General features: G+C 58.5%; 12 protein-coding genes. 7 read left to right on the top strand and 5 right to left on the bottom strand.

Features of this window, described 5'->3' with window-relative positions:
• Nucleotides 1-101: 101 nt before the first annotated feature.
• A complete protein-coding gene (locus AKU94_RS17585) occupies nucleotides 102-1,145 on the bottom strand; it encodes an RluA family pseudouridine synthase (protein ID WP_050528549.1) in 1,044 nt (347 codons plus the stop codon).
• Between AKU94_RS17585 and AKU94_RS17580 the strand changes: the two genes are divergently transcribed.
• The 6 genes from AKU94_RS17580 (at nucleotide 1,144) to AKU94_RS17555 (ending at nucleotide 7,197) form a co-directional block, all read left to right on the top strand.
• Nucleotides 1,144-1,464 carry a DUF6476 family protein gene (locus AKU94_RS17580; protein WP_050528548.1) on the top strand — a complete coding sequence of 107 codons (321 nt, stop codon included), beginning with the start codon at nucleotides 1,144-1,146 and terminating at the stop codon, nucleotides 1,462-1,464. The two genes, AKU94_RS17585 and AKU94_RS17580, sit on opposite strands and share 2 nt — an antisense overlap.
• Nucleotides 1,465-1,515: 51 nt before the next feature.
• On the top strand, nucleotides 1,516-3,261 hold the full coding sequence (locus tag AKU94_RS17575; RefSeq protein ID WP_050528547.1) for a response regulator: 1,746 nt from the start codon (nucleotides 1,516-1,518) through the stop codon (nucleotides 3,259-3,261).
• 118 nt (nucleotides 3,262-3,379) lie between these two features.
• Nucleotides 3,380-4,444, top strand: a complete 1,065-nt coding sequence (locus AKU94_RS17570; protein WP_050528546.1) for an ABC transporter ATP-binding protein — start codon at nucleotides 3,380-3,382, stop codon at nucleotides 4,442-4,444.
• Between the two features lies 1 nt (nucleotide 4,445).
• Entirely contained in the window at nucleotides 4,446-5,354 is a 909-nt protein-coding gene (locus tag AKU94_RS17565; protein ID WP_050528545.1) for an ABC transporter permease, read from the top strand.
• Nucleotides 5,347-6,153, top strand: coding sequence for an ABC transporter permease (locus tag AKU94_RS17560; RefSeq protein ID WP_050528544.1), 807 nt, complete (start codon nucleotides 5,347-5,349; stop codon nucleotides 6,151-6,153). The genes AKU94_RS17565 and AKU94_RS17560 overlap by 8 nt, the downstream gene beginning before the upstream one ends.
• Before the next feature lie 18 nt (nucleotides 6,154-6,171).
• On the top strand, nucleotides 6,172-7,197 hold the full coding sequence (locus AKU94_RS17555; protein ID WP_050528543.1) for an extracellular solute-binding protein: 1,026 nt from the start codon (nucleotides 6,172-6,174) through the stop codon (nucleotides 7,195-7,197).
• Between the two features lie 84 nt (nucleotides 7,198-7,281).
• Here AKU94_RS17555 and AKU94_RS17550 read toward each other — a convergent pair whose 3' ends face one another.
• Complete coding sequence (locus tag AKU94_RS17550) at nucleotides 7,282-7,605, bottom strand: 2Fe-2S iron-sulfur cluster-binding protein (protein ID WP_050528542.1); 324 nt, start codon at nucleotides 7,603-7,605, stop codon at nucleotides 7,282-7,284.
• 184 nt (nucleotides 7,606-7,789) lie between these two features.
• Here AKU94_RS17550 and AKU94_RS17545 point away from each other — a divergent pair, with 184 nt between their 5' ends.
• Nucleotides 7,790-8,317 carry a peptidoglycan-binding domain-containing protein gene (locus AKU94_RS17545; RefSeq protein ID WP_050528541.1) on the top strand — a complete coding sequence of 176 codons (528 nt, stop codon included), beginning with the start codon at nucleotides 7,790-7,792 and terminating at the stop codon, nucleotides 8,315-8,317.
• A gap of 125 nt (nucleotides 8,318-8,442) precedes the next feature.
• Here the strand turns inward: AKU94_RS17545 and AKU94_RS17540 are convergent, their stop codons facing one another.
• From AKU94_RS17540 to hflK, 3 genes are all read right to left on the bottom strand, one after another.
• Complete coding sequence (locus tag AKU94_RS17540; protein ID WP_198144947.1) at nucleotides 8,443-9,864, bottom strand: Do family serine endopeptidase; 1,422 nt, start codon at nucleotides 9,862-9,864, stop codon at nucleotides 8,443-8,445.
• A gap of 289 nt (nucleotides 9,865-10,153) precedes the next feature.
• Nucleotides 10,154-11,035, bottom strand: a complete 882-nt coding sequence (gene hflC, locus AKU94_RS17535; protein ID WP_050528539.1) for a protease modulator HflC — start codon at nucleotides 11,033-11,035, stop codon at nucleotides 10,154-10,156.
• Complete coding sequence (gene hflK, locus AKU94_RS17530; RefSeq protein WP_050528538.1) at nucleotides 11,035-12,201, bottom strand: FtsH protease activity modulator HflK; 1,167 nt, start codon at nucleotides 12,199-12,201, stop codon at nucleotides 11,035-11,037. Before hflK ends, hflC begins: the two co-directional genes overlap by 1 nt.
• Nucleotides 12,202-12,222: the final 21 nt, after the last annotated feature.

Genomic DNA, 12,222 nt, shown 5'->3' with positions numbered 1-12,222 from the left:
GCAACGCACAAGGGCGGTTGCGCCCTGTTACCTGCGTTAAACTCAAGATGTGTCAGGTTCCGTCGCTTTTCCAGAGATGTGTCCGTCAGATCACGTATATGTCAGATAACATGACCAAGCGCGGTTAACAAATTCTTCATATCTTCGGGCAGTTCCGAGGAAAACTCCAGCATCTCACCGGTCACGGGATGCGCAAAGCCCAAGGTCGCGGCATGTAGTGCCTGACGGCCAAAGCCCTCGACCGCCGCAACAGCCGACGCGCCAAGCGCCTTTTCACTCACCTTGCGTTTGCCGCCATAGGTCGGATCCCCGATCAACCCGTGACCTGCATAGGCCATATGAACGCGGATCTGATGGGTGCGGCCGGTTTCCAGCCAACACTCCACAAGAGCGGCCACAGGTGGCGTACCAAAGGTTTCAAGCGTGCGCGACCGGGTCACGGCATGGCGCCCCACCCCGTCGAAATAAACCGCCTGTTTTTGGCGGTCGGTGCGGTGGCGCGCCAGATTGGTTGCGATACGCAGGATATTCCCCGGCTCGAAACTGGCCCCCTTGATCCCCCGCAGGCGCGGATCGGCGGCATCAGGCGCCCCGTTCACCACCGCCAGATAGCGGCGGTTGACGCTATGCGCCTCAAACTGTGCGGCCAGGCCGTGATGCGCGCGATCCGATTTGGCGACGACCAACAGGCCGCTGGTTTCCTTGTCGATCCGGTGGACGATACCGGGACGTTTTTCACCGCCCACACCCGAAAGGTTGCCGCCAAAATGATGCAAGAGCGCATTCACCAACGTGCCGGTCCATGACCCCGGTGCCGGATGCACCACCATGCCCGCCGGTTTATCGACCACGATCAGATCGGCATCCTCCCAGACCACGTTCAGGGGGATATCCTCGGCCAATGTATCCACATCCACCGCCGCCTCCAGCGTCAGCGCATAGACCTGCCCCTCCTCGACCCGCGCCTTGGGGTTGGTGACGGGCGCGCCCTCCAGCGCCACCAACCCCTGCCCGATCATCTTTACCAATCGCGACCGCGACAGCGACGCTTCTTCTGGCACATCACGCGCAAGCGCCTTATCAAGACGGTCAGGCGGGGCCTCCCCGATGGTGACATGCAAAACAGGCAAGGATGAATTGGCCATGGAACAGGCTCCGGCACCGGAAGGGCTTCCGCCCAGCCTCAGGTTTCTAAAAGGATTGGTGATCGCACTGATGATCACCATGATTGTCGCGGTCATAACCGTGACGGCGGTGATTGTCACCCGCATGCCGCAAAGCTTTACATCACAACCTGCCAGCTTGCCTCAATTGCCGGACGCCATCACCCTGCCCGAGGGGGTCAACGCGCAGGCCGCAACCTTTGGCGAGGGCTGGATTGCCGTTGTCACCGATGACAACCGCATTTTGATCTACTCACCTCAAGGTAGTTTGCAACAAGAGATCGCTTTACTTATGCGCTAGTTGCGGGCTTTACTGACCGCACCCCCCTCCTGTCCAACGCCCCAAGCGCCGATGATTGCCCAAAGGAACGAACCCCTGCAAAACGCGTCGCAAGCCTATAGCACAACAGATGAGATCAAGCGCCAGCTTGACCATTTGTGGCGTGAGCGATGGGTCAGGATGGCGCTGCCGGTCATGGCGCTGTTGTTGACGATCATCTATTTGCCGGCCTGGTTTTCCATTCTGGCGATTGTTATCAACCTTGGCGCAGAGTTCCTGTCAATGTCCTTTATGCGCGGACTGGATCCTGCGCGCCAACCCAGACGCTATGCCTTTGTCATAGGCTGTATGTTCTTGGTACATTTCAGCTTTTGCCTGCCAAGCGCCCTGATCTGGCAACAAAATGTCCATAATGCCAAGGCTTTTTCCGTGGGGCTGGTCATGGCCACGCTGATGCAGCTTATCTCGGCGCGCACTGTGCATCTGCCTTTTGGCTACACCGGTTTGTGGGCTGTTGTGCTGTCAACCGTCTTTGGCAATACCTATTACTGGCTCCAGCTGCGGGATTTCTATGGGCTGGGCCTAACCTCGCTGGCGATTTTTTGTGGCGGCGCTTATACCTTATTTGCGATGCATACCAGCCACCGCCTACACCGGGATTCCGCGCTGGACCGTCAGGCAGCACTAGACAGCAATAGCGCCAAAAGCCGTTTTCTGGCACAGGTCAGCCATGAGTTGCGCACCCCGCTGAATGCGATCTTGGGCATGGGCCATGCAGAGCTGCGCCGCAACCGTGACGCTCTTGGCAAGACCCGGCTCTCGGTGCTAATCGCCTCGGCCGAGGGGCTTTCGACACTGCTTGACGACATTCTGGATATGTCCGCGATCGAGGCGGGCAGCCTGCCCATCCGCCCCGAAACCGTTTGCCCAAGTCAAGAGATCACCTCGACCCTTGCTCTCTATCAACCTGCCATTTCCGAGGCGGGTCTGACGCTGGGTCAGAGCATCGATAAAAGCTTGGATAAGTTCTGGCAGCTGGACCCGCAGCGACTGCGCCAATGTCTGTCTAACCTTTTGTCCAATGCGCTCAAAAGCACCAAACAGGGCGGTATCCAGATCTTCGCCGTAACCGAAACAGATGCAGACGGCATGGCCGTGTTGCGCATCGATATATACGACAGCGGCCCGGGCATACCGCCACACCTGCACGATAAGGTGTTCGAGCCCTTTTGCACAAACCACCCGTCCCCGGCGGGGGTCTCGGGCAGCGGGCTTGGCCTGTCCATCACCCGCACGCTGGCACGGCAAATGGGTGGTGATCTGGTGATCGTGCCCAATAGAGCGGAACAGCGCGGCGCCCATCTTGCCCTCACACTCAGGATGACCCACGCAGAGGTACAACCCGCCGCCCCCGCCCCGCTTCCGGCCACCACCGCCGGTCTGACCGTTCTGGTGGTTGACGACGTCACCACCAACCGGCTGGTTGCCGCCACCTATCTGCGCATGCTGGGGGCCAAAATGCTGGAGGCGGCAAGCGGCGCCGAGGCCTTGGAAATTTTGGAACGAAGCAACCCCGACCTTGTGCTTTTGGACATGAATATGCCGGATATGAGCGGATTGGAAACGCTGGCCAAGATCAGGACCCTGCCCGGTGACATTGCCTCTTTGCCCGTCATCGCCATGACCGCCGACGCGATGGCAGAGCATCGTGCATATTATCTTGCCAGCGGGCTTGACGGCTATTTGGCCAAACCCATCACCCCCACGCGGATCGAGGCAGAAGTTGCCGCAGTTTTGGGCAAAACCATCCCTGTGTAAGCAACAGGCGCCGCCGCCTGCAAAACGCCACCCCTGTGATGTTCCCGCTAACAATCTTTCTTGCCATATCCGAAACCTGCGGCTTAGGGTGGTGGGATAATTCAAGCCGGAGCAGCCAATGACCACAATCCCAACCGCCGTTGAGGCCAAGAGTATCGTCAAGGCCTTTGGGCAGGGTGCCGTGGCGATCAAGGCATTGGACAACGTTTCAATAGAGATAAAGCAGGGTGAGTTCTTTACCCTGCTGGGGCCTTCGGGATGTGGCAAGACCACGCTTTTACGGCTGATTGCGGGGTTTGATACGCCCACCTCGGGCAAGATCCTGCTGAATGGTGACGACATCACCCATCTGCCGCCGAACAAACGCCCCGTGAACACGGTGTTTCAAAGCTATGCGCTGTTTCCACATCTGACAGTTGCCGAAAACATCGGCTTCGGGTTGCAAATGCAGGGCCGTCCCAAGGCCGAGGTGACCGAGAGCGTGGCCCGCATGCTGGCCCTCGTTCAGTTGGAACCGATGGCCAACCGCAAGACCAGCCAGCTTTCGGGCGGTCAGCAACAGCGCGTGGCACTGGCCCGTGCCTTGGCCCCCACCCCCAAGGTCTTGTTGCTGGATGAACCCCTGTCGGCGCTGGATTTGAAACTGCGCAAGGAAATGCAGATCGAGTTGAAACGGCTGCAACAGGAAACCGGCATCACCTTTGTCTTTGTCACCCATGACCAGGAAGAGGCCCTGACCATGTCCGACCGCATCGCCGTGATGAGCGCGGGCCATGTCCAGCAGATCGGCACCCCGCGCGATATCTACACCCGTCCCGCCAACCGTTTTGTGGCCAGCTTTATCGGGGAAACCAATTTCCTGAGCGGGCAAAGTGACGGCACCAGCGTCACCCTCGCCAATGGCGCCAGACTGCCGATGAGCGCCCCGCAGGGGCGGGTTAACCTTACCATCCGGCCAGAACAGCTGCGGGTGGTCCCGCTTGGAACAGAAGGGGCGATGCCCGCGCATGTGGCCTCTACCGTCTATTTCGGGACCGACACCCATCTGCATCTGCATCTTGAAGGGGGCATAGATATCGTCGCCCGTCAGCAAAGCCCGGCACAGGGCGGTGAGGCCATGAAAGAGGGCACCCCTGTCGGTGTCCTCTTTGCCGAAGGCGCCCTTCTCGCTCTGGAGGATTGATATGTCAGCCGAAACCGACGCCGAAACCCGCAAGACCCGCAACGCATGGCTTTTGTCCACGCCTGCGCTGGTGCTGTTGCTTTTTGCCGCCTCGGGGCCCTTGTTGATCGTGCTGACCTATTCCTTCCTTGCACCGGGGGAATATGGCAATGTGGTCTGGGATTTCGACCTGCGCGGCTGGATTTCGATCCTCTATACCAAGGATATATTTGACGGCACCTACCATCTGGCCGATGCGCATCTGTCGATCTTTTGGCGATCTGTCAAACTGTCCTTGATGACCACCGCCGTCACCTTTGCCATCGGCTTTCCGACGGCATGGTTCATCGCGACACGCCCGCCCGCACAGCGCGCCTTCTGGCTGTTTCTGATCACCATTCCGTTCTGGACCAACCTCTTGATCCGCACAGTGGCGATCAATGAGGTGATCCGCAACGAGGGGCTGCTGAACACCTTCCTGATCTGGCTGGGCGTGATCGCAGAGCCGATCCGCATCATCTATACCGATACCGCCGTGCTGATCGGCATGGCCTATGTCTATCTGCCCTTGATGGTCTTGCCGCTTTACGCCGCCATTGACCGCTTTGACATGCGACTGTTGGAGGCGGGGTATGATCTTTATGCCAGCCGGGGCCAAGTGCTGCGCCGGGTGATCTTGCCGATTGTAAAGCCGGGGATTGTTGCGGGTTCTATTCTTGTGTTCGTGCCCTCGCTCGGGGCCTATGTTACGCCGCGCGTCTTGGGCGGCGGCAAGAATATGATGATCGGCAACTTCATCGAGCTGCAATTCGGACAGGGGCGCAACTGGCCCTTGGGGGCTGCGCTTTCGATGACATTGCTTTGTGTGGTGATGGTGGCGCTGCTGATATATGTGCGCGCGGCAAATAAGGGGGATAATCAAAATGGCTAATCGCGCCTTTGAGGTTGCCCGCCTGCCCGGCTTTCGCACCATCGCACTGACGGCTTTTGTGCTGCTCTATCTGCCGATCATTACACTGGTGATTTACAGCTTCAACGCAGGCCAGTCGGTTGCCGTCTGGGAGGGTTTCTCGCTCGACTGGTACGCCAAGGCTTGGGAAAATGAGGCGGTGAAGGGGGCGACCTACCGATCCCTGATTATCGCCGCGACGGCCTCGGCAATTGCGACCACGGTGGCGACCATGGCCGCCCTTGGCACCACGCGCCGCAAGGCATTCAAGGGTCAGACGGCGATATATGTGATGATCAACCAGCCGCTGATGGTCCCCGAGATCGTCACCGCCGTGGCGCTTTTGATCTTCTTTGCCTCGATCAAGGTTGCGACCGGCTATACCGGGCTTTGGTATCTGATCATCGCCCATGCCGCCTTTTGCGTTCCCTTTGCCTATCTGCCGATCCGCGCGCGGCTGGAGGGGATGGACCTGACGTTGGAGACCGCCGCCGGTGATCTTTATGCAAGCCATTGGCAGACCTTTCGCTATGTCACCCTGCCCTTGATGCTGCCGGGGATCATCGCGGGGGCGATGCTGGCCTTTGTCATCAGCCTTGATGATGTGGTGATCACCGAGTTCGTCAAATCCGGCGGGCAAGACACCTTGCCCACCTATATGCTGGGCCAGATGCGCCGCGCCATCACGCCAGAGGTCAATGCGATCTCGACGGTGCTGCTGGCGCTGACGGTGGCGCTGCTGACCGCGTTTTTCCTGCTGACACGCAAAAATGACAAGTAACAACCAACGGAGAGAGCCATGAAAACAATAATAACGGCAACCGCAGTTTTACTGGCAAGCACATCGCTTGCCGCGGCCGAGGGCGAGTTGCAGCTTTATAATTGGGGGAATTATACCTCACCCGAGTTGATCAAGAAATTCGAGGCCGATACCGGCATCAAGGTCACCGTGACCGATTACGACAGCAACACCGCCGCCCTCGCCAAGGTAGAGGCGGGCGGATCAGGCTTTGACCTTGTGGTGCCCTCGGCCAATTATATCCCGATCTGGGTCAGCAAGGGCCTTATCCAAGAACTGGATGACAGCAAGCTGCCGAACAAAGGCAATATTGCCCCCGAATGGGTGAATGTCCCTTGGGATGAAGGGCGTAAATATTCGGTTCCGTGGCAATGGGGATCGGTTGGCGTTGCGGTCAATACCTCGGTCTATGACGGGGATATCAACACATCCGACATCTTCTTGCGCGTTCCTGATGAGCTGAAGGGCAAGATCAACGTCGTGCCGGAAATGACCGATGTGCTGAATATGGCGATCTTCAACGTCGGCGGTGAGGCCTGTACCGAAGATGTCGAGGTGCTGAAGAAGGTGCGCGATCTGGTGCTGGCGGCCAAAGAGGACTGGCTGTCGATGGATTACGGCGCGACCGAGAAGCTGTCGAATAACGACTGGGCGGCCTCGGTAAACTGGAACGGATCCAGCATGCGGGCGCGGGTTGCGAACCCGGATGTGGCCTTCGGCTATCCCAGAGAGGGCTATCCGTTATTCATGGATTCAGTGGCGCTGTTGTCGGATGCCAAGAATGTGGACAATGCCTATACGTTCATCAACTATATCATGGAGCCGGAACATGCGGCCATGATTTCCGCCTTTGCACGCTATGCCAATGGGATTGCAGGATCAGAGGCATTTATGCCCGAAGATATGAAAACCGCGCCAGAAGTGGTTGCCCCTGCGGAACACGCCAAAGCGGGACGGTTTTTGCCAACCTGCGGGGCGAAATCGCAAGAATATCTGACTGCGATCTGGACCGAATTGCAAAAGTAAGATGAACGGTTTGGCAGGGACATCGAGCCCCTGCCAAACCGTGGGCGACAGTCGAAACCGGCAGCGTGAAACTTTTGACCGGTATCAGATCTGTTTCTCGGGCATCTGGACGCGTAGGCCGTCCAATGCATCCGTTACCTTGATCTGGCATGTCAGACGTGAGAGCGCTGGATCAGCCTCAAAAGCGAAATCGAGCATATCTTCTTCCATACCGTCCCTGGGGGGAAGTTTATCCACCCAGGCAGGATCGACGTAGACATGGCATGTGGAACAGGCACAAGCGCCACCACAATCCGCCTCAATCCCGGGAATGCCGTTGTCGCGCGCACCTTCCATAACGGTCAGGCCGGTTTTGACCTCAACCACATGTTCCTTGCCGCCGAATTCCACATAGGTAATCTTTGCCATGCTTGTCCCTTATCCCATACTATGGCCCGCTTGAGGCCCTATTGTGCAGTTTTACGGCAATACGTAAGGATTTGCCAGACGGTCATAGGGCACAAAATGCCGCGCAACCCGAACAGAGCTGCGCTTCACATTGCGGCAATTTTGTCTATGCTTGTGGCTAGGGTCAACAATCAAAAGCACCACCATGCATCGCACCGCTACTTTCACGTTACTGGCGATTGTCATGTTGGGCTGTCAGCCCCTGCCGACCGCGGTCGAGGCCGTTAACCTGACAAATGAGCTGGTTACCAAGACCGCGGCAACGCCCCCGAGCAAGGGTGCCGGTATATGCTGGGCCGATGATGTGACCCCTGCCATCATCGAAACCGTGACCGAGCAGGTTCAAATCCGTCCCGAGGTACTGGATGCGCAGGGCAATGTGACCCAAACAGCGGTTTTTGAAACAAAAACTGCACAGCATATCATACAGGACCGGCGCGAGATTTGGTTTCGCACGCCTTGCACTGACGAGATGACGGTGGACTTCTTGTCCAGTTTACAACGTGCCTTCAAGGCGCGCGGTTATTACACGGGCGGCCTTACCGGGCGGCTTGATGCGCAAACCCGACGCGCGATCCGCCTCTATCAAGAGCCCTTGGGCCTTGGCTCGGACAAGCTGTCGCTTGCCGCAGCTCGTCGGCTTGGCATCACAGTCGGCGAGTTCGAACGCTAAATCCGCCAGGACCAGTTTGGTTTGACTGAACCGGCGAAAGGCGGCTCAATTGGCAATTAAGCCAAAGCGAAAAAGGCCCGGATTTCACCCCGGGCCTTTCGTAGCAGAAACCAAATATACCTTGGCTATTTTTCAATATTGATCGCGACAAAGCGAGGATCACCGGCGCGACGCACCAATAGCAGCAAGGATTTACGCCCCGCATCACGCGCCTCGGCCACGCGGTCCTGCAGATCTTGAACCCGCACAACCTTTTGCTGCCCAGCCTCGGTGATCACGTCGCCTACGCGCAACCCCTTGGTATAGGCTTCGGATGTTTCATCCACCGCAACCACGGCCAAACCCGAAGCATCCGCAGACAGACCCAATTCGCCCGCGACATCCGGCGTCAACGGTTTCACACTAAGTCCCATGACATCGGCGCTGCTCGGCTCGGCATCCGGCCCGCTTGTCGCAGGTTCCGCTTCGGCTGTTTCGCGGCGTCCCAAGGTGACGGATAACGTTTGGGTTTTACCATCGCGCAGGACGACCACGCGCACGGCCTCGCCCACAGGGGCATCGGCAACACGACGCACCAGCTCCCGTGTATCGGCCACATTGGCCCCGTCAAAAGAGGTGATGATATCACCTGCAAGCACCCCTGCCTCACGCGCCGGGCCTTCGGGCACATCGGTGATCAGCGCGCCTTTGGCCTCTTTCAGGCCCATCGCCTCAGCCACATCCGGCGTTACATCCTGAATGCGTACCCCAAGCCAGCCGCGACGTGTCTCGCCAAACTCTTTGAGCTGTTTGACGACTTTATCGACGACATTGGACGCCATCGAAAACCCGATTCCGATAGAGCCGCCAGTCGGGGACAAAATGGCGGTATTCACGCCCACGACCTGCCCGTCCATATTGAACAAAGGCCCGCCCGAGTTGCCGCGGTTGATTGCAGCATCAGTTTGCAAATAATCATCATAGGTGCCCGAAAGCGCACGACCGCGGGCCGATATGATCCCTGCCGAAACCGAAAATCCCTGTCCCAAGGGGTTGCCCATCGCCATCACCCAGTCACCAACACGCGCCAGATCGGAATTACCGAACGGGACAAAAGGCAGCGGGGTGTCGCTTTCCACTTTCAACAGGGCGATATCGGTTTTCGGATCGGTCCCGATCAATGTGGCCTCAAGCCGCTGGCCCGAGAAAAACTCGATCTCGATCTCATCGGCTTTATCAATCACATGGTTATTGGTGACGATATAGCCGTCCTCGGAAATCACGAACCCCGAGCCGAGTGCCTCAGACCTGCGCGGGGCATTGCGGCCATTGCCGTTGCGGTCCAGAAAATCCTGAAAGAAGTCCTGAAAGGGCGATCCGGGCGGCACTTGCGGGATACCATCGGCGCGCGCCGCAACTGTGGTCGAGGTTGTGATGTTGACGACCGACGGGCTGACGCTTTGCGCAAGATCGGCAAAACTCTCTGGCGCGCCGCGCGCCTCCACCCATGTCACCTGTGATAGAACCAATGCGGCGCCCAAAACCAACGCGGTCAAGCCGCGCACCATCGCCGATCGCTGCGGCGCTTCTGCAGACCGGACGGTTGAAATGCTTCTCGATTGCACTCGATGCTCCTTTTTCACGGTTATCAGTTCTGCGCCCTGCCACGTTAAGCTGCACGGCGGCCATTGCAAGGGTATCATCTACTTAGTCGCGGTGCGGCGCAATTCAAACTGAATCCCAAAGCCGTCAACAGGACGTGAACACCCAATGCCAAAAAAGCAAAGGCGCGACCTTCGGCAAGGGGCATCCTTATACCCCCGACCAAACGCCGCGCCCTTTTGTCGTCCAGAAACCTTACTCAGCGGTTTCGGGACCCGCATCACTGCGCAGATAGTCGAAGAACTGGCTATCCGGCTGCATCACGATCGAGGAGTTTTCCCCCTTCAACGCCCGCTGGTAGCTGGTCAGAGAGCGGGTGAAGGCAAAGAATTCGGGATCACGGCCGAAGGCATCGGCATAGATCGCGTTACGGGCGGCGTCAGCCTCACCACGGATCACCTCGGATTCCTTGCGGGCCTGCGATGTCAGCTCCACCACGGTCCGGTCGGCCGAGGCACGAACGCGTTGTGCGGCCTCATTACCACGGGCGATCTCATCGGCGGCCTCACGTTCACGTTCGGCACGCATCCGTGCAAAGGTGGCGGCAAGGTTCTGTTCGGGCAAGTCGGTGCGGGTCAAACGCACGTCAACCACATCCACCCCAAGGCTAAGCGCCTGACGGCGGGCCTGATCACGGATCAGGTTCATCAGGCTGGTCCGGTCCTCGGACAGCACGCGCTGCGATGGCACGGAGCCCAGAACCTCACGGATGGCGGCGTTCAGGATACGCTCGATACGGACCTGTGCGGCGCGGACGCCCTCGGTGCCCACCGATTCCCGGAAGTTCACCAGATCGACGATACGCCAGCGCGCGAAAGCATCAACCACAAGGCGGCGGTCATCCAGAGGCGTCACCTCCAACGGTTGGGTCAACAGGCCCAGAATCCGGCCATCGTAACGCACGACGTTCTGAATAAGCGGCACTTTGAACCCAAGTCCCGGCTCTTCCTTGACGGCTTTGACCTGACCAAATTGCAGGACCAATGCTTTTTCCCGTTCATCCACGATAAAGACCGAGGACAGGACACCCGCGACGACAAGCACCAAGGCGGGTAGGATCATTGCAGATTTATTCATCAGTTGCTCCCTCCGCCGGTCGTATTGCTGGCAGGCGTCAGATTGTTAAGCGGCAGATATGGCACAACGCCCTGTGCTGCGCCCTCTCCCGAAACACCGTCGAGGATGACCTTGTTCATACCGCCAAGCACACCTTCCATGGTTTCCAGATACATCCGGCGGCGGGTAACTTCCGGCGCTTTGACATATTCGGAATAGACCGAAAGGAAGCGGCTTGCCTCACCTTCCGCGTCATTGACCACCCTGGCACGGTAACCTTCGGCCTCTTCGGTCAACTGGGCAGAGGCACCACGTGCCGCCGCAGTGACGCGGTTGGCATAGGCATCGGCCTCTTTTTCCAGACGGTCACGTTGTTGCTGTGCGGCCTGCACCTCACGGAAGCTGTCGATAACTTCGCGCGGCGGGTCGGCCTTGTCAAAGTTCACTCGCACCACGTTGATGCCTGCCTCATAGCTGTCCAGCGTGCTTTGCACGGCGGTCCGAAGATCCGAGGCAATAACTCCGCGGTCCCGGTTCAGGACCGGAGCCAGTTCCGACCGGGCGATAATATCGCGCATCGCGGATTCAGAAACCGCGCGCAAAGTGTCGGCAGGATCGGCCAGATTGAACAGGTAGTTCGCCGGATTGGAAACATTCCAGACGATCTGGAATTCGATATCGACGATATTCTGGTCGCGCGTCAGCATCAAGCCGCCATCAAGCACACCTGTCCGGCCCGTGCCGATGTCGGTCTGACGTTCACCCGTCACCTGCACAATTTCAGCCGTCACAAAGGGCCAAGGCGCAAAATTCAGGCCCGGATTGCCGATGGATGAAAATTCGCCCAGAAACAGCTCTACCGAGCGTTCCTCGGGCTTTACGGTATAGAAAGACGCGAAGGCCCAAAGGCCAAGCGCCACGATCCCGCCAAGCGCCAGCCCCTGTTTGGAAAACAAAGGCCCTGCCCCGCCGCCGCTGCCGCCGGAACCGCCGCCCCGATTGCCGCCACGACCCCCCATCAGGACGCGAAGCTGTTCCTGCCCTTTTTTCATGATCTCGTCAATTTCGGGAATTTGCGGCCCGTCATTGCCGGGGCGTCGCCCGCCATTGGGACGTCCGCCCTCGTCCTTGCCATCATCGCCCCGGTTGCCGCCACCGCCGCCCCAAGGTCCTCCGCTTCCTGCCATTATCTTTCCCTATCTTCTTAC

Source organism: Pseudorhodobacter aquimaris (assembly GCF_001202025.1).
GTDB classification, from domain to species: Bacteria; Pseudomonadota; Alphaproteobacteria; order Rhodobacterales; family Rhodobacteraceae; genus Pseudorhodobacter; species Pseudorhodobacter aquimaris.
The sequence above is the reverse complement of the archived record's forward strand: the minus strand, read 5'-3'. Positions and strand labels throughout refer to the sequence as shown.